Here is a 21,358-nt window from a genome sequence, read left to right as displayed (position 1 = left end):
GTGGACGATCCGGAAAAGAGGTCAGTCGGCGGCCAAAGCCACCACGGGATCCAGCAGCGCCGCCCGGCGGGCGGGCGTATAGCCGAAGATCAGGCCGGTAGCGAAGGCGCAGGAGAAGGCCAGAAGCATGGGCGGCAAGGTCAGTTGGATATCGACCTTGAAAATGGTCAGGAACAGCGAGACGCCGATGCCCAACACCACGCCGATCACCCCGCCCAATGCGGAGACCAGCAGCGCCTCCAGCAGGAATTGCTGCATCACATGGCGGGCGCGGGCCCCGGTCGCCATGCGGATACCGATCTCCCGCGTGCGTTCGGTGACATTGACCAGCATGATGTTCATCACGCCAATCCCGCCCACCAGCAGGGAGATGGCGGCGATGGAGCCCAGCAGGATGGTCATGGTCTCCCGCATCGCCGACAAGGTATCGATGAAGGAGGCGGTGTTGCGGATCTGGAAATCCTCTGCCTGGTGGCGCGTGGTCAGCAGGCTGGTGATCATCGCCTGCGTTTCATCGATCACGGCCAGATCATCGACCAGGACCGTGATGGAGCGCAGGTCGCGCCGTCCGAACAGACGGTAGGACCCGGTGGTCAGGGGCACGAAGACCACGTCATCCTGATCCTGGCCCACGGGGCTGGCGCCCTTTGGCGACATCACCCCGATCACCTGAAACGGCACATTGCGCAGCAGGATATAGCGGCCCACCGGGTCCTGTCCGGGGAACAGGATGTTGGCCACGGTCTGCCCAATCACGGCCACGGGCGCATACTGGTCCATCGCCGCCTGATCGAAGAAGGTGCCGCTGGACGGTTCCCACGACCGTGCCAACTGTACATCCGGGCTGGTGGCCGTGATCTGCGTCTGATAGTCCAGATTTCCGGCCCGTGCCGTCATGCCGCCTGTATATTCGGGGACTGAGGCCACGACATTGGCCACCTTGGCGATGGCGGTGGCATCATCGGGGACCAGTGTAGCAAGCCCGTTGGCATTGCGCTGCCCCGGTGCACCGGGCCGGATAACCAGCAGGTTGGTGCCCATGGCGCTGATCCGTTCCACCATGGCCTTCTGCGAGCCATTGCCGACCGCCAGCATGGTGACGACCGAGGCCACGCCGATGACGATGCCCAGCAGGGTCAGGACAGTGCGGTAAAGATTGGCCGACAAGGCCCGCCGCGCCATGCGGAAGGCTTCCAGCACTTCCTTGGCTGTCCAGCCCGTATCCTCCCCCTCCTCCGGCACCTGGATGGTGCGGGCGGCGACGGGGGGTGGGGCCGGGCTTTCCAGCGCATGGTCGGTCGGGTGGTCTGCCACGATCTGGCCGTCCTTGATCTCCACCAGACGGCGAGCATTGTTGGCCACGTCGCGGTCATGGGTGATCAGGATCACGGTATGGCCCTTGGCCGCCAGATCGGAGAGGAGCTTCATCACCTCCACGCCGCTGCGGCTGTCGAGCGCACCCGTCGGTTCGTCGGCCAGGATGACCTGACCGCCATTGACCAGGGCACGGGCGATGGAGACACGCTGCTGCTGCCCGCCCGACAGCTGGCTGGGCCTGTGGTCCATGCGTTCGGACAGGCCAAGCGTGGTCAGCAGTTCCGATGCCCGCTCATGCCGCTCATCCTTGCCCATGCCGGCATAGATGGCTGGCACTTCCACATTCTCCACCGCCGTGGACATGGGGATCAGGTTATAGGACTGGAACACGAAGCCGAACGCTTCCCGCCGCAGCATGGCCAGCATGTCGCGGTCGAAGGTGGAGACGTCGCGCCCGTCGAACAGGTAATTGCCCGTCGTCGGCCGATCCAGGCAGCCCAGGATGTTCATCAGGGTCGATTTGCCCGACCCTGACTGTCCCATGATGGCGACGAATTCACCGGGATAGATTTTCAGCGAGATGCCTTTCAGCACCTGTACCGCCATCTCCCCGTTGGAATAGGTCTTGGTGATGTCCACCAGTTCGATCAGGGGGGTGGCGTCGCCCCGGCTGTGCGGCGTACTCATAGCATCCCCGGCGGGCGCATGCGCTGCATGTTCTGCTGCTGCTGTTGCTGCTGGGCCTTCAACTGGCCGGCGGACGGCTTGCGGCCCACCACCACCTGATCGCCCTCAGCCAGCCCCGACACGACCTCGGCATTCACGCGGTCGCTGACGCCGATCATAATGCGGCGATCCTCCACAGTGCCATCGGCCTTCAGCACCTGCACCATGCGCGGCCGTTCGCGCGCACCGGCATCGGCGGGCGGGGCGCCGGCGGGGGCAGCACCGTCACGGGGGCGGCGTTCGCCATTGGCACCGGCGGGCGGCGTGCCGCCCTGGGCCCCGGTCTGCGGCTGACCGCCCGCCTGCTGCGGACCACCGGCAGCACCGGGGGTCCGCATGGGCGGACGCTGGAAGGCCGCGACGGGCACGCGGATGACATTCTCGGCGGCGGCAACGACGAAGAAGGTCTGCGCCGTCATCTGCGTCATCAATTCGCCGCCCGTATTCTCCACGTCATAGAGCGCGTTGTAGAGGACGACATTGTTCACTACTTCCGGCGTCGGGTTGATCTTGGCCAAGGTTCCGCGCCAGCGGCGGTCGGGGCGGCCCAACGTGGTGAAATAGGCCGGCATGCCGATGCGCAGGCGCGACACGTCGGCCTCCGAGACCTGGGTCGTTACCGTCATCACCGACAGGTCGGCGATGCGCAGGATGATGGGTGCCGACTGGTTGGCATTCAGGGTCTGGCCCTGCTTGGCATTCTGCGACACGACCGTGCCCGACATGGGAGCATAGATCTTCGTGAAGCCTAAATTCGCCTCATCCCCGCGCAGGGTGGAATTGGTCTGGCGGATCTGGGCGTTCACCGCCTTCACCGCCGCCTCTGCCGCGCGCAGGGTCTTTTCCGCGTTCTGGAACGTGTCTTCGCTGGTGGCGTTTTCGGCCAGCAGGTTCTTCTGCCGCTTATATTGCTGCTGCGCCAGGGCCAGTTCGGCCTCACGCTGCGTCAGCTGCGCACCCAGATTTTCCAGCTGGGCGCGGTCAGCCTCCACGCGCGTCTGATAGACGGTGGGGTCGATCTCGGCCAGCAGGTCGCCCTGATTGACCTGCTGGCCGATCTCCACATGCACCTTGCGCAACTGTCCCGACACCTGCGTGCCGACATCCACGTAATCGCGCGGCTGCAAATTGCCGACGGCGGTGACGTTATCTTCGATGTTGCCGCGGTCGATGGCCGTGGTCAGCACATCGGATGCCGCATCGCCGCCCGACGTCCCCCCGGACTGCCACCAGTAGACACCGGTAGCAACGGCCAGAATGGCCAAGCCCAGGAGGATATTACGGCGGCGGAACAGGGATCGTTTGGAACGCGGGCCGGGCGGCTTGGCAGAGGCCTTGGTCGTGGCGGAGGCGGCAGGCTGCATCTTCACTTCTTCGGCAGACAAGTTGGATTAACCCCTTATACGCCGCACATGCGAAGACCCTGCGTAGAAAATTGTTTAAATTTTTGTCATCTGGAAACCATGTCCGGCGGGCGCACAATCCCGCCGGACCGCCCCCGTCAAAGACCGAAGAAGCGTGCGGCATTGCCGCCCATGATCTTGGCCTTGGCCGGAGCCGACAAGCCGTCATGGCCGCGCACCAGCGCCCCCACCCGCTGTTCCCCCAGCGGGAACGGATAGTCGGAACCCAGCATCACCCGGTCCTCCCCCATTGTGGCGACCAGCAGCGACAGGGCCGCCTGATTGAACACCGCGCTGTCCACAAAGAACCGGTCGACATAGGAAGATGGCAGGTTGGGACAATCCTTGCGCACGATGTCACGGTGGGTCCAGGCATTGTCGACCCGACCCAGCAGATAGGGGAAACTGCCGCCGCCATGCGCGAAACACAGTGTCAGGCTTTTCGGCAGCCGTTCGAAGGCACCCGACATGATCAGCGACAGGATCGACAGCTGGGTTTCCGCCGGCATGCCGACCAGCCAGGCCAGCATGTATTTCGGCATGCGTTCACGCGCCATCATGTCCCAGGGATGGACCAGGACGGGGGCCCCGATATCGGCGCAATGGTGCAAGAAGGTGACGATGCCGGCATCATCCAGGTTCTTCTCCCCGACATGGTTGCCGATCTGCACCCCGACATGGCCATCCTTCATGGCGCGGCTGACCTCGGCACAGGATTTGTCGATATCCTGCAAGGGCACCTGACACAGCGATTTCAGGCGGGCCGGGTCGGCGGCGCAGATGTCGCGGGCGGCATCGTTGAACAGCTTGGCACAATCCAGCGCCTGTTCGGCGGGACGCGTGTAACCGAACAGGACGGGCGTGGCCGACATGATCTGGATATCGACACCGTCGCGGTCCATGTCCTCCAGCTTGGCGGGGCCGGACCAGCAGCGTTCATCAATGGGGCGGAATTCCTCCTCCCCTACCATGATCATGGCCTTGCCACCGCCTTCATGACGCATCCAGGGCCAGTTGCGCGGCGTGCCGAAGCGGTCGGCCAGATCGGGCCAGTTCTCCGGCACGAAATGGCTGTGCATGTCGATGATTTTCATGCCGCACCTGCCTTGGCGACCTTGCCGGGATGGATGGTGCCGCAGGACGGGCAGGTGCGCTTTTCCACGCTGTCATAAAAAGACTGGAAGATCGGCGGCAGGTCCTTGACGATGCTGGACAACTGCACCTCCGCCTTGTGGACGATGCTGCCGCAGCCATCGCAGTACCATTGGAATGCGTCCAGCAGACCGTCGGGCCGCTGCCGTTCGATCACCAGGCCGACCGAGCCTTCGACGGGGCGCTGCGGTGAATGCGGAACATTCGGGGGCAGCAGGAAAATCTCCCCCTCGCGGATCGGCACATCCTTTGGCGCGCCGTCGATCCACAGGCGCAGAACCATGTCGCCCTTGATCTGGTAGAAGAACTCCTCCAGCGGATCGACATGGTAGTCGGTGCGCTGATTGGGGCCGCCCACGACCGTGACGATGAAGTCGGCGTTCGACCAGATCTGGGCATTGCCGACCGGGGGGCGCAGCAGATGCTGATGCTCCTCAATCCATTTCGCGAAGTTCAGAGGCAGGCCATAGGTCAGCATGGGGTCCCTCCCTTCAGGGGCTTATAGGCCACGGCCTTGATCTCGATGCGCAGATGCGGGTGCGGCAGTTGGTGTACCGCCACGGTCGTCCGCGCCGGCCCCTCCTGGTCGAAATATTCGCCATAGACCTGGTTGTACCCGTGGAAATCATTCATATCGACCAGGAAGGTAGAGACCTCCACCACGTCGCGCAGGCTGGCGCCCGCCGCTTCCAGAATGCCGCCGATATTCTCAATCACCGCCCGCGTCTGGGCACGGATATCGAGGTCGGTCGCACCCAGATGATCGACCGAGGCGCCGGCAATAGAATTGTCGGGGCGCCGTGAACTGGTGCCGGAAACGAAGATGAAATCGCCGGCCCGGCGGAAATGGGGAAAGCGTCCCCTGGGTACCGCCCGACCCTCGATGACCATGGCATCGCTGCTCATTCTGCCGATCCTTCTGCCGTCATCTGAAATTCGACGCGGCCCAGTTCCTGGGCTTCCAGCGTCACATGGTCACCAGGGGCCAGGGCCTCTGCCGCCGTCGCCGCCCCGGCCAGGATGAAATCGCCGGCCCGGCGGAAATGGGGAAAGCGTCCCCTGGGTACCGCCCGACCCTCGATGACCATGGCATCGCTGCTCATTCTGCCGATCCTTCTGCCGTCATCTGAAATTCGACGCGGCCCAGTTCCTGGGCTTCCAGCGTCACATGGTCACCAGGGGCCAGGGCCTCTGCCGCCGTCGCCGCCCCGGCCAGGATGATCCAGCCGGGCTGAAGCGTGATGCCGGCGTCACCGGCCAGCCGGGCGGCCGCCACCAGCGACAGCATCGGATCGCCCAGGATAGCTGCACTGCTGCCTGTCTGCCGTGGCTGACCATTGATGGACATGATCATGTCCAGTGCGCGCAGGTCGGTCCCCGGTTCTTGCCAGGGGCCCACAACAAATGCGGCGGAAGAGGCATTGTCCGCCACCACATCGGCCAGGGAGAATTTGAAATCGCGATAGCGGCTGTCGATGATCTCCAACGCAGCGGCAACACCATCGACTGCGGCCAGCGCCTGTTCGGGTGTCACAATGCCGGACAGCGGTGCCTTCAGGCGGAAGGCTACTTCCGGCTCGACACGCGGATGCACAAAAAGTCCAAAGCGCAGGCTGCCGCCATCGGCCACCTCCATATCGGCGGTCAGCCGTCCCCAGATCTGGTCATGGACCCCCATCTGGATGGCCTTGGCCCGACTGGTGAAACCCATCTTCACCCCGACAATGCGGCCCCCGCGTTCCACCCGGCGGGCCACCAGTGCCGTCTGCACCGCATAGGCCTGCTCAAGGGTCAGAGCGATGCCGGTGGTGGAGAACTGCGCCGTGGCACACGCCGCGACGGCGGCGGCATCCAGCGTGGAGGCGCATTGATTGATCAGGTCCATCAGGCGGCCCTTTCCTTCACGAATTCCGGGTTGATCGGGCCACAGCCCAGCATGCCGGCCACTTGGGTCAGCGCTTGCGGGTCACAGCCGTGCCGCCAACCCTTGCGCGTGGCGGCAGTGATGAAATGAGCCAGCGGATTGGTACCGCCGGCCAGGGCAGCATCGACGCGCACGGCCCCATTCTGTACCGCGACCAGGGCATTGGCGACGGCCAGGGAGACATCATGGCTGGCGCTGATCCCGCGTTCGGTGGCGGGCGACAGCAGGCGGTCAAATGCACGCAGGCGAGCTGCCACACCATCCATGTCCAGCACCCCGACCGCATCCACGACATGGATGCAGCTTGCTCCGAACCCTTCCAATGCCTGTGCCTGACGAGCCAGATCGCCGGGGCAGTGCAGATGCCCATCAATGGGTAGGGCCGTTACATGCAAACCGGCTTCGTGGCCGGCAGCGATGATTGGTGCCGCCAGTTCCAGATTCCCGACAGGAACGCGAATGGCGCGAATACCAATTGTCCTTGCCCGCTCTACAGCCATGACATCCTCCACCGGTAGCGACAGTACGGCCCGAAGCCCGTCATCCGCCAACAGCCCGGCCAATCCCCAGTCACCAGCCGGCAGCACGATCCCGTCCACTCCCGCCCCGTCCAGGGCGCGGGCAAGCAGGCTCAACGCCTCATGCCCGAACCGGGAGCGCAGTGCCGGCAGCGTCACGTCCTGGATGACGATATGCCGGGGTGATGGAGTAGGCCTGGACATCAATGCCAGCCTTAAAGTTTGATGCAGATGGTGGTGGGTTCGGAATAGAAGGATAGCGAATGCTGCCCCCCTTCCCGCCCGATGCCGGAAAACTTGACGCCGCCGAACGGCGTGCGCAGATCGCGCAGGAACCAGTCATTGACCCAGACGATCCCGACCTCCAGCGCGTGTGCCACCCGGTGGGCGCGCTGTACATCGCGGGTCCACAGCGCGGCGGCCAGGCCGTAACGGCTGTCATTGGCCTTGGCGATCACCTCTTCCTCCGTATCGAAGGGGGCGATGTGGCAGATGGGGCCGAAAATCTCTTCCCGAACACAGCGCGCATCCTCGGGCAGGCCCGCGATGATGGTGGGCTGCACATAGGCACCCTGATCGCGATGGTCGCCGAAACGCGGCACGCCGCCACCGGTGATGGTGATGGCGCCTTCCTGCCTGGCCAGATCAAAGTAGGAGACGACCTTATCGCGGTGTTTGGCGGAGATCAGGGGACCCATTCCGGCCCCGTCATAGGGGCTGCCGACCTGGATCGCCTCCGCCTTCTGTTTCATGGCGGCCACGAACCGGTCAAAGATCGGGCGCTCGACATAAACGCGTTCAGAACAAAGGCAGACCTGTCCGCAGTTGCTGAATACCGAGCGCACGGTGCCGGCCACGGCGTCATCGAAATTGGCGTCGGCAAAGATGATGGCCGCATTCTTGCCGCCCAGTTCGAAACTGACCGGCTTCACGCCCGCCGCCGCACTGCGCATGATGGCGCTGCCGGTACCGCTTTCGCCGGTGAAGGTGATGGCGTCGATGCCTGGATGGCCGACCAGGAATTCGCCTGTGCTGTCCGGTCCGAACCCATGGACCAGATTGAACACACCGGGCGGCATCCCCGCCTCATGCATCACCTCGGCCAGCAGCGCCGCTGTGGATGGCGTATCCTCCGACGGTTTGGCGACAACCGTGTTCCCGCAGGCCAGCGCAGGCGCCAGCTTCCAGGACAGCAGCAACAAGGGCAGGTTCCAAGGCGACACCACGGCCACCACGCCCAAAGGCTTGGCAATCGTATAGTTCACGGCCCCGCGCCCATCAGCGGTATCTGTCTGAAAGCACTCCGTCCCGCGCGTCAGGGCCAAATCGGCGAACAGGTCGAAATTGGCGGCCCCGCGTGGCACGTCAATGTTGCGCGCCTGATGCAGGGCCTTGCCGGTATCGGCCACCTCGGCGGCCACGAAATCATCGAACCGGGCGCGGATACCGTTGGCAACGGCCCGAAGCAGGGCCACGCGGTCGCGCATCGGCATGCGGCCCCAGGGGCCATGCAGGGCGGCGCGGGCGGCTGTCACCGCACTGTCCACCTCTGACTTACCCGACAGATGTACCGGGGCAAGGGTTGCGCCATCGATGGGGGAGATGTTGGGGAAACTGTCCCCCGCCGTCACGAACTGCCCACCGATATAGGCGGGGATGGTGCGGCCCTGAAAGGGATAGGCGTGGTGGGACATGGAACGAAACCCGTTCTCTGCTGCCGGGGCAGTGACTGCCCGCGCGGCCTGATGGGTTCCACGCTATCGGGGCCTTGTATAATAGAAAAATACCATTTCAGTAATCCGATATATGGGAATAGCTATATCAGGGACGGTGCCATGTCAGGCGCCGGAGTGGAGGAAAACATGAGCCTGAACCTGACGCCGCTGGTGCTGGAGAACCGCCTGCGGGCGCGGCTGAAATTCAAGCAGTTGCAGCTGCTGGTGATGGTGGCCGAACATAATAATATCCTGCGCGCGGCCCAGGTGCTGAATATGGCGCAGCCGGCAGCGACCAAGACCATCCGCGAACTGGAACAGACACTGGGGATGGACCTGTTCGACCGCACCTCGCGCGGGGTGACACCCACCCTGTTCGGCGAAGTGGTGGTGCGCCATGCCAAGCTGATCCTGTCGCAGCTGCGCCACGCGTCGGAGGAACTGGTGTCGCTGAACACCGGCACGACCGGCAAGATTGCAGTGGGCACGTTGCTGGCCGCCGCCCCCACCCTACTGCCGCGCGCCATCGTTCTGCTGAAGAAGGAACGGCCCAACATCAATATCCAGGTGGTAGAGGGCACCAATGACAAGCTGATGCCCATGCTGCGCGTCGGCGATCTGGACATGGTGGTGGGCCGCCTGCCTGAATATCGGGAGCGGGACGGGCTATCGCAGGAGGTGCTGTATTACGAGCCGGTATCCATCGTTGCGCGCAAGGATCATCCCCTGGCGGGGCGGGGCGAGCTGACCCTGGCCGACCTGATGGATGAAGAGTGGATCCTGCCCCCGCCGCAGACCAGCCTGCGGCGCCAGATCGAAACTGCGTTTCGCAAGGCGGGTCTGCAGCCACCCATCAAGACCGTGGAATCGGTCTCCATCCTGACCAACCACACCCTGCTCCTGGAAACCGACATGGTCGCGGCCATGCCCTATCAGGTGGTGCAAAGCCAGCCGGGTCTGGTCCGCCTGCCCGTCAATCTGCGCACTGCACTGGGGCCAGTGGGCATCACCCTGCGGACCGGCGTGGATTTGACACCGGCGGCCACATACTTCGCCGGTGCTTTGCGTCGTGTGGCCAAGGATGTCTCGGCGGATCGTGAAATGAATTAAGGGGGCCGAAGCCCCCTTATTCCACCACCTTCGCTGCGAAGATCACCGCCAATGCCAAGGGTGCCAGCCAGCGGATGCAGAAGCGCCAGGCTCGGAAGGCCAAACCTTCCCCCAACTCCCCTGACTGCACAGCCCGGCTGATCTTCCAACCGACCAGAACTGCGATCAAGCAGCCGCCGCCGGGCAGGACGATGTTGGAGGTCAGGTAATCGAACAGGCCGAAGAAGGTCTTATCCGTTAGCAACCCTGCCCAGGCCAGCGGCTTCACATCCGACCAGATGTTGAAGGACAGAACCGACAGGAGGCACAGGCCCCAGGACAGCCCACCCGACAACAGGGCCGCATGCGCCCGTTTCCAGCCCAGCCGCTCGGTCAGGAAGGATACAGGTGCCTCCATCATGGAAATGGCGGAGGTGATGGCCGCCGCGAACAGCAGCACGAAGAAGGCCACGCCGACCACGGAACCGCCCGGCATGTGGGCGAACATATAGGGCAAGGTGACGAAGGTCAGCGCGGGGCCGCCCGCCGGGTCCAGCCCCATGGCGAACAGCACCGGGAACACCGCGAAACCGGACAGCAGTGACACGAACACGGCGGACCCGACGATGATAACCGACGACCGGATCACCTTCTCCCCCCGGTCCATGTAGGAGCCATAGGCCATGAGGTTGGTGGCTCCCACACCCAGCGCGAAGAAGGCCTGCCCGAACGCGTCCAGCAGCACGTCGGGCGTCACCTTGCTGAAATCGGGCGTGAACAGGAACCTGGCCGCCGCCGCGACATCGCCGACCAGCATGGCATATCCCGCCATGGCCAGCAGCAGCAGGAACAGGATGGGCGTCATCACCTTGTTGGCCAGTTCCACCCCGCCCGTGATGCCGCGCATCGAAATGGCAACGGTCGCCCACAGGAACAGGCTGGACCACGCGAACAGGCGTACGGGGTCACCGACCAACCCGTCAAACCGCGCCTGCGCGATACCGGCGCTGTCCGCCGCCGGGTCCAGGATATAGGCCATGACCCAGCCGCCCACGACGCTGTAGAAGGACAGGACCAGAATGGCTGCCGCCACACCCGCCAGCCCCAGGAAGCGCCAGCGCGGGCTGGCCCCCGCCTCTACCGCCGCCGCCCGGATGGCATTGGGCGGCGACACGCGGTAGCGCCGCCCGACCATCAGTTCGGCGATCAGCAGCGGCAGGGCCAGGGCCGCCACCGATAGCAGGAAGGTCAGCAGAAACACCGCCCCGCCGCCGGTGCCGACCGTGTAAGGAAAACGCCAGATATTGGCCAACCCCACCGCCGACCCGATGGTCGATAGCAGGAAGGCCAGACGCGACGACCATTGTTCACGGGGTTGACTGGACATGGGTGGACCTCTGATTTTACGATTCCCGACCCCTTCTTCGTCATCCCGGCGAAAGCCGGGACCCATGGGCCACAGGGAAAACGGATGGTTTGGGATCGGCGGTGTTTGGCGGATGTTTGGGCGCTTGGCCCCTGGGTCCCGGCTTTCGCCGGGATGACGAAATGAGGCTTACGTCACTGCATCCCTTGCCTGGAACCGTTCGTCCCGCCAGACGTCGCGCGCCATGATGTCGGCCAGGATATCGACGGCATCGGCCACGTCGGTGTAACGCAAGTACAGCGGGGAGAAGCCGAAGCGCAGCGTGTCGGGGGCGCGGAAATCGCCGATCACGCCAGCCTCGATCAAGGCCTTCATGATGGGATAGCCATGGGGATGGGCGAGCGCCACATGACCGCCGCGCAGAAGCCCGTTACGCGGGCTGTCCAGGCGGAACATGTCAACACCCAGCCTTTCCTCTACCAGCGTGATGAACAGATCGCCCATCGCGCGGGACTTGGCCCAGGCCAGATGCTTGTCTGCGCGTACGGCCAAGTCGATGCCGGGTTCGGCGGCCTGCAGGGAGATGATGGCCTGCGTGCCGGTCAACATCCGCCCGATGCCGTCGGCGGGGCGGTAATCACGGTCAAAGGCGAAGGGGGCGGCATGCCCCCACCAGCCGGACAGCGGTTGCTGCATGGCGGCATGGTGACGCTTGGCCGCGAAGATGAAGGCCGGGCTGCCCGGCCCGCCATTCAGGTATTTGTAGGTGCAGCCGACCGCGAAATCGGCCTGGGCTGCGTTCAGGTCCACCGGGATGGCGCCGGCGGAATGGCACAGGTCCCAGACGGTCAGGGCACCGACCGCATGGGCCTTGGCCGTGATCGCCGCCATGTCCAGGACATGGGCACTCTTGTAATGGACATGGGTCAGCGCGACGACGGCGACATCGTCGCGGATCGCGTCCAGAATGCCGTCCTTCTCCACAAAGCGGATGTCATGGCCCTGGCCCAGAAAGGCGGCCAGCCCCTGCACCATGTAATTGTTGGTGGGGAAGTTGCTGCCTTCCATCACAATGACACGGCGGTCGGGGCGCAGGGCGCAAGCCGCCGCCACAGCCTTGAACTGGTTCAGGCCGGTGGCGTCGGTCACCACCATCTCCCCCGCATCCGCCCCCAGCAACTGCGCCAGACGGTCGCCCAACTTATAGGGTGCCGCAAACCAGCCGGCCGTATTCCAGGACCGGATCAGGCCAACACCCCATTCCAGCGTCGCCGCCTCTGCCGCGCGCACCGCCGCCTTGGTCGGCATCGGGCCCAGTGAGTTGCCGTTCAGATAGATCACCCCCGGCGGCAGGGTGAATTCGGAACGAAACCCGGCCAGCGGGTCGGTACGGTCCAGGGCTTCGATCTCGGCGCGTGTCGGCATGGTCGTTCCCCCTCAAAGCCCCAGCTTGCGCAGCAGACCGGCCTCTGCATCGCCATCCAGCGACATCAGGGGCGCGCGCAGGCGCGACCATTCCGGATCATTATGCAGATGCGCCAGAACCGCCTTCACCGCCGGAACCAGCGGTACGCCCGTGAAGGCATTGCGGAATTCCGCCACCTTGTCCAGCCGGTCACCCTCCGCCGGGGTGCCGATGGCGTCAAGCAGGGCGCGGATGGAGCGGGCATGCAGGTTGGCAGTGGCACTGATACAGCCCGCCCCGCCGCGTGTGATCAGATCGACCATCCGCGCCTCGGTGCCCGCAAATATCTCCAGGCCCGGCAACGCCTCCAGCACGGCCTGGGTGTTGGTCCAGTCGCCGGAACTGTCCTTATACCCCCGGATCGTGGAGCCGTGCGCCCGCACCAGATCCTGTGCCAGCGTCGGGGTGATGGGCACGCCCGACGTCTGCGGGAAATGATAGAGATAGATCGCCAGACGCGGATCGTTCACGCCCTCGATCAGGTCACGGAAATAGCGGCGGACACCGGCATCGGGCACACCCTTGAAGAAGAAGGGCGGTACCACCAGGACACCGGCACAGCCGCTGTCGGTGGCGTGGGAGGAGAGTAGCACCGTATCGGCCAGCGCGCAGCAGCCCGTGCCGACCAGCAACCGGCCCGGCTCGATCCCCTGCGCGATCAGGCTGTCCACCACCATCATGCGCTCGGCATTGGTCAGGGACGCGGACTCGCCCGTGGAGCCGAACAGCAGAAGGCCATCGGCACCTTCGGCCAGAAGCCAGCGGCAATGGGCCGCCATCCGGCCCAGATCAATCTTGCCGTCAGCGAAAAACGGGGTGGCGACCGCCGGCACGATGCGGGCGAACGGTTGGGTGGCCATGGCATGGCTCCAGAATATGGATTGTAGGGGAAAGTGGCAGGGCGTTAGCCGGCCTTGGGCTTGTAGCTGGAGGTGCCCACCCAGCCGCGTTCAGAAATGTCGATCATGACGCTGGCGGGGCCGGTCATCTTATATTCGGCATTGTCCTTGTCGGGATTCTTGCCCAGGCCCTGCGCGATGTTGATGTCGTGGCGCGGTGGGAAGCCTTGCTCTTCCATATATTCCGCCGTCGCCTCAACATCCTCGCACTGGAAGCCCAGATGGTGCAGGCCGTTATAGCCCTCGGGGAATTCCAGACCGGCGGCCGGTCGATTCTTGAAGCGCAGCAAGGCGATATTGATGGTGCCGTCGGTCACGTAATAGCCCTGGGCATTGCGGCTGTCGACGCGGCCCGCAACGGTCCAGCCCATGACATTGGCGAAGAAGTCGCGCGACGCCTCCGGGTCCTGGGTGGAAATGGCGACGTGCTTCAAGGGAATGACCATGATGGTTCCTTCTCTAGGGTCAGGAGCCGACGCGGAAGGCCGATGTCAGGCCCCGCACAGCGGCGACAAGGGACAAGGCCGTGATGCGGCCCGTGCCGGGGTTTTCCACCGTCGGCACATTTTCGATCTCCAGGACCAGGCGGGCACTGTCGGCGTCCACCACGATGCGGTGGCAATTGCGGGTGACCGATGGGTCGGCCCAGATCTGCAACTGCGTGCGATCCGGTCCGATGCCGGCTAGACCCAGGGCAGCGGCGACATTGACATTGGCGGGAAACCGCGCCGCACCCTCTCGTGCTGATCCGTCAAATAGTTTCAGGGGTTCGGTCAGGGACAGCAGGTCCAACCCACGCTCCACCACTTCCTTGGCCTTGGTCAGGGAGGTCGGCGGCTTGCGCGTCACCATGGTGACGGAATGGATGGTCCCTTCCGCCGCCGCGCGCACCGCGTCAAAGCCCAACAGGGCCCCCGTCGCCAGAATGATGCGCCCGCCATGGGCGCCCGCCGCGTCGATAATGTCGGGGCGTTGCAGCAGGGCGGCGCCGCTGACCGTCACCAGCGTCCGACCGCGCGCCAGGGCCGGCAGGGCGATATCGGCGAAGGCCGCCGTCGGCGCACATTCGACGATGATGTCGCACAACTCTGCCAAGGTCGCGGCATCGACAACGGGCACCTGGGCCTTCAGCTCCGCCATCCGGGTCCGGGCCTTGGCGGCATCACCACTGGTCACCGCCGTCAGGGTCAACCCCTCCATACCGGCATCCAGCGCCCGGCCCACAGCCGCTCCGATGGTGCCATATCCGGCGATCCCGACCCGCAATACCATGATGCGCTTTCCCGCTTGGCTGAATTGATCCCAGGCTAGGCCCGTCCGCTATGCCGGGAAAATACCGATTTCACCGCCTGATATGGGAGAAGCGATATAGCGGGGCGACCCTGCCCGATATGCCAAAACCGCCATATCATTCAGCCGCCTTGGTCTTTGATCGTCATACCGGGATTGCCGATGGTGGAGGAAATCCCCTGCCTGACGGAGCCATCATGCCCCCCTGGATCGACATTGCCGAACTTTCCGCCCTGATGCTGCTGACCGGGCTGGCCGGCGGGGTGCTGGCGGGACTGCTGGGGGTGGGCGGCGGCATCATCATCGTGCCGGTGCTGGACATCGTGCTGGGGCTGGTGGGCGTCGATCCGGCGGTGCGCCTGCATGTGGCGGTGGCCACCTCGCTGGCCACCATCATCCCGACGGCCATTTCATCGTCGCGTAGCCATCATCGAAAGGGCGCGGTCGATCTGGACCTGACCAAGTCCTGGGGGTCGGCGGTGTTCATTGGCGCCGCCATCGGCACCGCCATCGCAGGCTACGCAAAGGGCGGGGTTCTGGCCGCCATTTTCGGCACCATCGCACTGGTGGTGGCGGCGAAGATGCTGCTGCCCGCCGGGGCCTTCACCCTGAACCGTCCGCTGCCCAAGGGGCCGGGGGCGCAGACCATGCCGGCGGCCATCGGCGCCTTTTCCAGCATGATGGGCATTGGCGGCGGCACCCTGACGGTGCCGGTCCTCACCCTGTTCAACTATCCGATCCATCGCGCGGTGGGCACGGCCAGCCTGTTCGGGCTGGTTATCGGCATTCCGGGCACCATCGGCTATGTCCTGACCGGCTGGGGCCGGGCGGACTTGCCGGCGGGCAGCCTGGGCTATGTCAACCTGATCGGTCTGGCTCTGATCGCGCCCGCGACCATGCTGGCCGCCCCCTGGGGGGCGAAGCTGGCGCATAGCCTGACCAAGCGGCAATTGTCTGTCGCGTTTGGCTGTTTCCTGCTGATCGTGGGGGCGCGGATGCTTTACCGTGCCGTCACGGTTTTATTTTAACCCGTCGAACCGGAACTGAACCTCATGTCCTACGCCATCACCCCACCCGCCGCCGTCACCTTGCCCGTTGCGGGCAGTGATGCATTGTTCCCCGTGGGCCGTCTGTTCTGTGTCGGGCGCAACTATGCTGCCCATGCCCGCGAGATGGGCGCGAGTGACCGGGAGCCGCCGTTCTTCTTCATGAAGCCGGCCAGCGCCGTCCTGTCTGGTGGCGGCACCTTGCCCTATCCGCCGCAGACCAGCGATCTTCATCATGAGATCGAACTTGTGGTGGCAATGGGCGCGGGCGGGTCCGTGTTCGGGTACGGCGTCGGGCTGGACCTGACGCGCCGTGACCTGCAGGGGGAGGCCAAGAAGGCCGGCAAGCCCTGGGACATGGGCAAGGTCTTCGACCATGCCGCCCCCGTCTCCGCCCTGGTGCCCGCCGCTTCTGTGCCCAGCGTCGATGCCGGGCGCATCGCCCTGTCGGTGAATGGGGAACTGCGGCAGGAAGGCGACCTGGCGGAGATGATCTGGACGGTGCCGGAGATCATCGCCGAACTGTCGCGCTTCATCACACTGCTGCCGGGCGATCTGATCTTCACCGGCACCCCCGCCGGCGTAGGGCCGATACAGCGTGGGGACCAGCTGGATGGCATGGTGGCGGGGGTCGGCACCCTGTCAGTCAAGGTGGCCTGATTATAAGGTCCTGACCGCGCGCCAGCAGTACAGCAGCGCCAGGGTCAGGACCCCCAACCACAGGGCAGCGCCCAGGGGCTGTGCCAGGATCCAGCCACCCGCCAGGGCGCTGACCACGGCCCCGCCGCGCCCCAGCGTGGCGGCCCAGCCGATACCGGCGGCCCGGCAGCTTGTCGGATATCGTGCAGCGGCAAGGCCATAAAGCCCAACCTGCACCCCCAGGATGGCGCCACCCGCCAAAAGGACCGGCACCATGGCGGCAGTTACACCTGGGATATGGCCAAGGGCCAGGGCGATGGCGGCGATGGACAGGATAAAGGCACCTGTCAGGCACAAGGCCGACAGGCAACGGGCCGAGCCAAACCGCCCGCCGGCCCAGGCCCCCAGCAGGGCACCCGCCACACCGCCCAGATTGAACCACATAGACCCGCGCACGGCCTGATCCATGGGCAATCCCAAGCCCGACAGCAGGACGGGCAGCCAGTTCAAGCATCCGTAAAGCGCCAGCATCGCGGCGAAGAATCCGGCCCAGAGATGCCAGGTGATGGCGCGTAGCGGCACCGATAGAAGTTCTGCCACCCCGCCCTTTCCAGGGGTTGGAGCGGAGGTGCGAAATATTGTTACATTATCAAAACGATTATCTCCAGCCAGCCTGTTCACCAGGTGCCGGAGATGGTTTGAGCGATCATCGCGTGTTACCAGGAACTGGGGTGATTCCGGAAGCGTTATGATCATGATCAGGGCTAGCAGCACCGGTGCCACCCCACCCAGGATGAAGCAAGCGCGCCACCCAAAAGCCGGGATCATCCAGGCGCAGAGTGCGGCCCCCAGCATGCCACCGACAGGAACGGCGACAATCACCAGCATGACGGCGTAGGAACGCCAGCGCCGCGGCATCCATTCGGCCACCAGGGCCGTGGCATTGGGCACCGCTGCGCCCAAGCCCAGGCCGGTTGCCAACCGCAGCAGGCCCAATGTCACAGGACCAGTGGCCAAGGCGGACAGGGCCGTCATGGTCGCGAAGAACAGCACCGCCCCGATCAGGGCGGGCCGCCGCCCGATCCTGTCGCCGATACTGCCGCCCAGCGCCGTTCCCGCCGCCATGCCGGCCAGCGATGCTGCCAGCACCGGCCCGAACGCGACGCGGTCCAGGCCCCATTCGGCCAGCATGGCAGGTGCTGCCAGGGCTGCCAGCTGGATATCGAACCCATCCAGCACGATGATGCTTGTCACCAGCAGCAGAACCAGCACCCGCAAACGGCCAAAGGGCAGCGTTTCCAGCGCCTCGTCGAGATCGCGGATCATAGGGGTTCCTCCCTATCGTCGGTCAGAAAAATGGGGCCGGGCCGCGTTCGGCGATCCGGCCCCAGGGAGGGAATGCGTCAGGCTGTATCGGGCCTCAGTCCCGGGGCGGCCAGGGCGTGGCGGGCACGCCAGCCTTCACCGGCCCCAGCAGCGGGCTGGACAGGGCATAGAAGCCGTGATTGGTGAACATCCAGATGATGTTGCGGTCATATTCGATGTAGGTGCCGAAGGCGAGGTTGCCCTTCACGCTTTCAAAGATCTCACCATCCTTGGGGAAGCGCGGCACGTAATAGCCGGCGATGGCGGGCTTGGCGGGGTCCTTCACATCGAAGATCTGGATGCCGGCATTGTAGAAGGCATAGATGGCCAGCCCGTCACGCCCGCCACCCGGCTGGGTATGGTAGCCCGGCCGCTTGGGCCCGAAACTGCCGCGACGCTGACAGAAATCGGTGAAGGCAGCCTCCTTGGGCGGGGTCGGGCGTGGGAATGTGGAAATGATCTTCGGGTGTTTCAGGTCGCGGACATCGATGGCGTAGATGTCCTTGTACGGCTCAAAACACTCGTCATTCATGGGATAGCCGTTGAGGAAGATGACGCCCGTCTTCTCATACTGGCTGAGATTGACATTGTCGGCCTCCGTCCCCGCAAAGCTGGGCGGCAACTCCAGATGGCCGATGATCTTCATATTGGCCGGGTCGGAGATATCCAGCGTATAGAGGCCCAGACCTGCCATGGCGGCGAAGGCGACCTTGCCCCCCTTTTCTACGGGCTTTGGAATGAACAGCGGCATGCGGGCCCCCATCCAGGAGGTGCGGTTACCGGCGCGCGGATTCTTCAAATAGGCGGCCTCATGCGCGGCATCGCCGATGATCTGACCGGGGGCCGCGAAGTTGGACAGCCATTTCGGATTTGCCGGGTTCGACATGTCCCAGGCCTGATAACCGGGGCTGTAGAGATAATCCTTATATTCGGCGAGCGCATAGGTGTCGTCGGGGGCGGTCGCTAGGAACATGTATTTGCCGCCATACCAGGCCGGCACATCCAGCGATCCCGATCCCTGCTGCTGCCCGATGGGGGCGGCGGGGTGGGCGGCGTCGGTGGTGCGGGTGGCGATCAGTTCCCACTGATCGGGCAGCGGGCCGTTCATGGCATAGACCTTGAACCCCTTCAGGTGATTGGCATGGCGGATGGCATCCACCTTGTCGGGCTGGCTGCGCTTATCCTCCAGGATGCCGATGCGCGACACCTCGAAGGACTGCACCATGACATATTTGCCAAGGGCCGCGTTCCATTGAATGGAAGCAGCGCCGATGCCGTCGCCGGCGGGGAACGGGTTCTGTTCCGGTGTCGGCCCGTCCTTGCCCCAGTCGGAACCCTTGGTCGCCAGCAGCTTGGCATCCCGGGGATCGGTGATGTCGAACACCTTCAGATGCCGACGGTTATAGACATACATGATCCGGCGGTCGCCGAAATCGACGATATTCTGCCACTCATGATAGGGCGAGGCGGAGAGCGGGTAGAACGCCTCCACCTTCATGTTCAGCGCGTAATCCTTCTGGTCCCAGTATGTCAGTTGCCCGTCAAAGCTGGGCGCGCCATGCACGGCCTCCGTCGCTTTGGGATGCACGAACTTGCCCGTTGCCTTGTCCATGCCCCAGGTGCCGGGGGCCGGCATGGGGGGCATCTTGTCAGGCGTGATGTCGTACCAGCGCTGAATAATGGGATCGCGGATATCAATCTTGGCCGGTTCGTCGCTGGCCAACGCCGCGCCGGACAGCAGGGCCAGGGCCGCGCACAGGGTGGAAAGGCGGAAGGCGGATTTCATGATGCACTCTCCTTGTCGGTCTTCATCCGGCGGCGCGCCGCCACCACGAAGAACCAGGGCATGATGATCATCAGGAGACCATAGGCCAGCGGCAGCCGCGCCACTGTGGGGTCTCCCAAAAGGGTGAAGGCAGCCAGAAGGGCCACCGCAATGTTGTGCACGCCGACCTCGATCGTGATGGTCAGCCGCTGTTGAATCCCCAACCGCCAGAACCGGGCATAGAGTGCCGCCCCCACCATGGCGGTCAGCATCAGGGCCGCCGCCGCCCCCACATTCTCCATCACCACGGTCAGGTCGGTGAAGTGATGCAGGTTGTAGAATGTCGTTGTCAGGCACATGAACAGGATCAGGCCTACGGCCACCATCCGGAACCGGGCCAGCACGGCCAGGGCGAAGGCGGGCCGGAAGCGCCGTACCGCCATGCCGATCATCACCGGTAGGACCGTCGCCAGCGCCAGAGACAGCCCCGCCTCCAGCGGCGACAGGCGCATCTGCCCGTCGCGTGCCAGAAACAGATCCAGCGCCAGCCCCGACCAGAAGGGCAAGGTGATACAGACCAACAGGCTGGACAGGGCCGTCAGGGCCACGGCCAATGCCACGTCGGCCCGCGCCGCCAGGGTGATGGCATTGGACGTCACCCCGCCGGGTGCCGCCGCCATCAGCACCAGCCCCGCCTTCACCAACGGATCGACGGGCAGCAGGGTGGCCAGCGCCAGGGCCAGCAGTGGCAACAGGATCAGCTGCGCCGACAGGCCCACCAGAACGGCCCTCGGCGCGCGGCCCAGCAGGCGGAAATCCGCCCCCGTCAGGGCAAGGCCCATCCCCACCATGATGATGAAGACCGTGGCCGGAAAGGCAAAGCCCGTGAAGAAGCCGAACGGGATCATCACACGAACTCCATCGCCTGTTTCGGGCGCAGGGCCAGTTCCACGGAACGGCAGAGGGAGGCAAACATCTCACTGCCCGACACGCCCGCCGCCGGTTGCTGCCGTTCGATGAAAAGGCGAGAGCCGTCAGTGCCGATGGCTTCCAGTTGCAGCATCAGCTGTGTTGCTGCTGGGTCGGAGATCATGCGCCCACGGCAACGGTCAAGGCCGACGGTGGCCAGGGCACAGGTGACCATGGCGTTGACATTGCGGGGAAAGCGCCGCGCGATTTCCCGCACCGGCCCATCGAACAGGATCTGCTCCCCGCCCGCCGCCACCGCACCCGCCACGGGTTCGATGCTGGCCGGCGGCTTGCGGAAGGTGATAGTGACATCCAGCCATTGCCGGCGCCATTCGAACAGGCTGTCGACCCCGACCATGGCCCCGTGCGGGATCAGCAGTCGGTGACCATAGGCCGAGGCAACGGCCAGCAGACGTGCCCGCAATTCATCATCGGCCAGGGCCGACACCGACAAGGGCATGTAATCTGACCGCGACAGCAGGCTAGCGCCGAACTGCGCCGTGATCGCGGGATGCGCCGCCTCCACCACCAGATCGGCGGGCGGTGCGGTGGACAGGTCCGTCAGCCGCAATTCCGCCGGCACATCGCCCAGCCTGTCCGGATCGCGGGCATGGACGAAGGCCACCTGATACCGGTCGGGCTGTCCGGCCAGCCAGCGGTAAAGCCCGCTGCCCACAAACCCGAACCCGATGATCCCGACCCGTGCCATG

Annotated in this window: 21 protein-coding genes; 3 read left to right on the top strand and 18 right to left on the bottom strand. The window is 64.8% G+C overall.

The features are described 5' to 3' along the window. Nucleotides 1-21: 21 nt before the first annotated feature. The 9 genes from C0V82_RS23440 to C0V82_RS23400 form a co-directional block, all read right to left on the bottom strand. Nucleotides 22-2,004 carry a MacB family efflux pump subunit gene (locus C0V82_RS23440; protein WP_102114843.1) on the bottom strand — a complete coding sequence of 661 codons (1,983 nt, stop codon included), beginning with the start codon at nt 2,002-2,004 and terminating at the stop codon, nt 22-24. Further along, entirely contained in the window at nt 2,001-3,407 is a 1,407-nt protein-coding gene (locus C0V82_RS23435; RefSeq protein ID WP_102114842.1) for an efflux RND transporter periplasmic adaptor subunit, read from the bottom strand. The genes C0V82_RS23440 and C0V82_RS23435 overlap by 4 nt, the downstream gene beginning before the upstream one ends. A 137-nt stretch (nt 3,408-3,544) precedes the next feature. After that, nucleotides 3,545-4,540 carry an amidohydrolase family protein gene (locus C0V82_RS23430; RefSeq protein ID WP_102114841.1) on the bottom strand — a complete coding sequence of 332 codons (996 nt, stop codon included), beginning with the start codon at nt 4,538-4,540 and terminating at the stop codon, nt 3,545-3,547. Continuing rightward, nucleotides 4,537-5,076 carry a 3-hydroxyanthranilate 3,4-dioxygenase gene (locus C0V82_RS23425; protein WP_102114840.1) on the bottom strand — a complete coding sequence of 180 codons (540 nt, stop codon included), beginning with the start codon at nt 5,074-5,076 and terminating at the stop codon, nt 4,537-4,539. Before C0V82_RS23425 ends, C0V82_RS23430 begins: the two co-directional genes overlap by 4 nt. Next, on the bottom strand, nt 5,070-5,504 hold the full coding sequence (locus C0V82_RS23420) for a RidA family protein (RefSeq protein WP_102114839.1): 435 nt from the start codon (nt 5,502-5,504) through the stop codon (nt 5,070-5,072). The genes C0V82_RS23425 and C0V82_RS23420 overlap by 7 nt, the downstream gene beginning before the upstream one ends. Beyond that, the gene (locus tag C0V82_RS23415) at nt 5,501-5,701 is read right to left on the bottom strand and encodes a hypothetical protein (RefSeq protein ID WP_199772617.1); all 201 of its coding nucleotides are present in this window, start codon (nt 5,699-5,701) and stop codon (nt 5,501-5,503) included. The genes C0V82_RS23420 and C0V82_RS23415 overlap by 4 nt, the downstream gene beginning before the upstream one ends. After that, entirely contained in the window at nt 5,698-6,483 is a 786-nt protein-coding gene (locus tag C0V82_RS23410; RefSeq protein WP_102114838.1) for a 2-keto-4-pentenoate hydratase, read from the bottom strand. The genes C0V82_RS23415 and C0V82_RS23410 overlap by 4 nt, the downstream gene beginning before the upstream one ends. Then, nucleotides 6,483-7,244 carry a hypothetical protein gene (locus C0V82_RS23405; protein WP_102114837.1) on the bottom strand — a complete coding sequence of 254 codons (762 nt, stop codon included), beginning with the start codon at nt 7,242-7,244 and terminating at the stop codon, nt 6,483-6,485. Before C0V82_RS23405 ends, C0V82_RS23410 begins: the two co-directional genes overlap by 1 nt. An 11-nt stretch (nt 7,245-7,255) precedes the next feature. Beyond that, complete coding sequence (locus C0V82_RS23400; protein WP_102114836.1) at nt 7,256-8,734, bottom strand: 2-hydroxymuconic semialdehyde dehydrogenase; 1,479 nt, start codon at nt 8,732-8,734, stop codon at nt 7,256-7,258. A 168-nt stretch (nt 8,735-8,902) separates the two neighbouring features. On the opposite strand from C0V82_RS23400, the gene C0V82_RS23395 reads away from it, so the two are divergent. Further along, entirely contained in the window at nt 8,903-9,865 is a 963-nt protein-coding gene (locus tag C0V82_RS23395) for a LysR substrate-binding domain-containing protein (protein WP_102114835.1), read from the top strand. Between the two features lie 16 nt (nt 9,866-9,881). On the opposite strand, the gene C0V82_RS23390 is transcribed toward C0V82_RS23395, so the two are convergent. The 5 genes from C0V82_RS23390 to C0V82_RS23370 form a co-directional block, all read right to left on the bottom strand. Continuing rightward, entirely contained in the window at nt 9,882-11,231 is a 1,350-nt protein-coding gene (locus C0V82_RS23390; RefSeq protein ID WP_158660162.1) for a sodium-dependent transporter, read from the bottom strand. Nucleotides 11,232-11,399: 168 nt separating this feature from the next. Further along, a complete protein-coding gene (gene kynU, locus C0V82_RS23385) occupies nt 11,400-12,635 on the bottom strand; it encodes a kynureninase (RefSeq protein ID WP_102114833.1) in 1,236 nt (411 codons plus the stop codon). A gap of 12 nt (nt 12,636-12,647) precedes the next feature. Continuing rightward, nucleotides 12,648-13,535, bottom strand: coding sequence for a dihydrodipicolinate synthase family protein (locus C0V82_RS23380; protein WP_102114832.1), 888 nt, complete (start codon nt 13,533-13,535; stop codon nt 12,648-12,650). A 44-nt stretch (nt 13,536-13,579) separates the two neighbouring features. Beyond that, the gene (locus C0V82_RS23375) at nt 13,580-14,020 is read right to left on the bottom strand and encodes a VOC family protein (RefSeq protein ID WP_102114831.1); all 441 of its coding nucleotides are present in this window, start codon (nt 14,018-14,020) and stop codon (nt 13,580-13,582) included. 19 nt (nt 14,021-14,039) lie between these two features. Continuing rightward, a complete protein-coding gene (locus C0V82_RS23370; RefSeq protein ID WP_102114830.1) occupies nt 14,040-14,846 on the bottom strand; it encodes an aspartate dehydrogenase in 807 nt (268 codons plus the stop codon). Nucleotides 14,847-15,061: 215 nt separating this feature from the next. On the opposite strand from C0V82_RS23370, the gene C0V82_RS23365 reads away from it, so the two are divergent. After that, complete coding sequence (locus C0V82_RS23365) at nt 15,062-15,892, top strand: sulfite exporter TauE/SafE family protein (protein ID WP_102114829.1); 831 nt, start codon at nt 15,062-15,064, stop codon at nt 15,890-15,892. Between the two features lie 24 nt (nt 15,893-15,916). Beyond that, nucleotides 15,917-16,570 carry a fumarylacetoacetate hydrolase family protein gene (locus C0V82_RS23360; RefSeq protein ID WP_102114828.1) on the top strand — a complete coding sequence of 218 codons (654 nt, stop codon included), beginning with the start codon at nt 15,917-15,919 and terminating at the stop codon, nt 16,568-16,570. Here the strand turns inward: C0V82_RS23360 and C0V82_RS23355 are convergent, their stop codons facing one another. The 4 genes from C0V82_RS23355 to C0V82_RS23340 form a co-directional block, all read right to left on the bottom strand. Then, complete coding sequence (locus tag C0V82_RS23355; protein WP_102114827.1) at nt 16,571-17,875, bottom strand: MFS transporter; 1,305 nt, start codon at nt 17,873-17,875, stop codon at nt 16,571-16,573. Nucleotides 17,876-17,969: 94 nt separating this feature from the next. Further along, nucleotides 17,970-19,700 (bottom strand): LVIVD repeat-containing protein, encoded by a 1,731-nt coding sequence (locus tag C0V82_RS23350; RefSeq protein ID WP_102114826.1) that lies wholly within the window; start codon nt 19,698-19,700, stop codon nt 17,970-17,972. Continuing rightward, nucleotides 19,697-20,587 (bottom strand): bile acid:sodium symporter family protein, encoded by an 891-nt coding sequence (locus C0V82_RS23345; protein ID WP_102114825.1) that lies wholly within the window; start codon nt 20,585-20,587, stop codon nt 19,697-19,699. The genes C0V82_RS23350 and C0V82_RS23345 overlap by 4 nt, the downstream gene beginning before the upstream one ends. Next, nucleotides 20,587-21,357, bottom strand: coding sequence for an aspartate dehydrogenase domain-containing protein (locus C0V82_RS23340; protein WP_102114824.1), 771 nt, complete (start codon nt 21,355-21,357; stop codon nt 20,587-20,589). Before C0V82_RS23340 ends, C0V82_RS23345 begins: the two co-directional genes overlap by 1 nt. Nucleotide 21,358 lies beyond the last annotated feature (1 nt).

Source organism: Niveispirillum cyanobacteriorum (assembly GCF_002868735.1).
Classification (GTDB): Bacteria; Pseudomonadota; Alphaproteobacteria; order Azospirillales; family Azospirillaceae; genus Niveispirillum; species Niveispirillum cyanobacteriorum.
The sequence above is the reverse complement of the archived record's forward strand: the minus strand, read 5'-3'. Positions and strand labels throughout refer to the sequence as shown.

Bases quoted from the DNA above. Each gene is read 5' to 3' on its own strand.
- C0V82_RS23440 (WP_102114843.1), bottom strand. From the start codon at position 2,004: ATGAGTACGCCGCACAGCCGGGGCGACGCCACCCCCCTGATCGAACTG.
- C0V82_RS23435 (WP_102114842.1), bottom strand. From the start codon at position 3,407: ATGCAGCCTGCCGCCTCCGCCACGACCAAGGCCTCTGCCAAGCCGCCC.
- C0V82_RS23430 (WP_102114841.1), bottom strand. From the start codon at position 4,540: ATGAAAATCATCGACATGCACAGCCATTTCGTGCCGGAGAACTGGCCC.
- C0V82_RS23425 (WP_102114840.1), bottom strand. From the start codon at position 5,076: ATGCTGACCTATGGCCTGCCTCTGAACTTCGCGAAATGGATTGAGGAG.
- C0V82_RS23420 (WP_102114839.1), bottom strand. From the start codon at position 5,504: ATGAGCAGCGATGCCATGGTCATCGAGGGTCGGGCGGTACCCAGGGGA.
- C0V82_RS23415 (WP_199772617.1), bottom strand. From the start codon at position 5,701: ATGAGCAGCGATGCCATGGTCATCGAGGGTCGGGCGGTACCCAGGGGA.
- C0V82_RS23410 (WP_102114838.1), bottom strand. From the start codon at position 6,483: ATGGACCTGATCAATCAATGCGCCTCCACGCTGGATGCCGCCGCCGTC.
- C0V82_RS23405 (WP_102114837.1), bottom strand. From the start codon at position 7,244: ATGTCCAGGCCTACTCCATCACCCCGGCATATCGTCATCCAGGACGTG.
- C0V82_RS23400 (WP_102114836.1), bottom strand. From the start codon at position 8,734: ATGTCCCACCACGCCTATCCCTTTCAGGGCCGCACCATCCCCGCCTAT.
- C0V82_RS23395 (WP_102114835.1), top strand. From the start codon at position 8,903: ATGAGCCTGAACCTGACGCCGCTGGTGCTGGAGAACCGCCTGCGGGCG.
- C0V82_RS23390 (WP_158660162.1), bottom strand. From the start codon at position 11,231: ATGTCCAGTCAACCCCGTGAACAATGGTCGTCGCGTCTGGCCTTCCTG.
- kynU (WP_102114833.1), bottom strand. From the start codon at position 12,635: ATGCCGACACGCGCCGAGATCGAAGCCCTGGACCGTACCGACCCGCTG.
- C0V82_RS23380 (WP_102114832.1), bottom strand. From the start codon at position 13,535: ATGGCCACCCAACCGTTCGCCCGCATCGTGCCGGCGGTCGCCACCCCG.
- C0V82_RS23375 (WP_102114831.1), bottom strand. From the start codon at position 14,020: ATGGTCATTCCCTTGAAGCACGTCGCCATTTCCACCCAGGACCCGGAG.
- C0V82_RS23370 (WP_102114830.1), bottom strand. From the start codon at position 14,846: ATGGTATTGCGGGTCGGGATCGCCGGATATGGCACCATCGGAGCGGCT.
- C0V82_RS23365 (WP_102114829.1), top strand. From the start codon at position 15,062: ATGCCCCCCTGGATCGACATTGCCGAACTTTCCGCCCTGATGCTGCTG.
- C0V82_RS23360 (WP_102114828.1), top strand. From the start codon at position 15,917: ATGTCCTACGCCATCACCCCACCCGCCGCCGTCACCTTGCCCGTTGCG.
- C0V82_RS23355 (WP_102114827.1), bottom strand. From the start codon at position 17,875: ATGATCCGCGATCTCGACGAGGCGCTGGAAACGCTGCCCTTTGGCCGT.
- C0V82_RS23350 (WP_102114826.1), bottom strand. From the start codon at position 19,700: ATGAAATCCGCCTTCCGCCTTTCCACCCTGTGCGCGGCCCTGGCCCTG.
- C0V82_RS23345 (WP_102114825.1), bottom strand. From the start codon at position 20,587: ATGATCCCGTTCGGCTTCTTCACGGGCTTTGCCTTTCCGGCCACGGTC.
- C0V82_RS23340 (WP_102114824.1), bottom strand. From the start codon at position 21,357: ATGGCACGGGTCGGGATCATCGGGTTCGGGTTTGTGGGCAGCGGGCTT.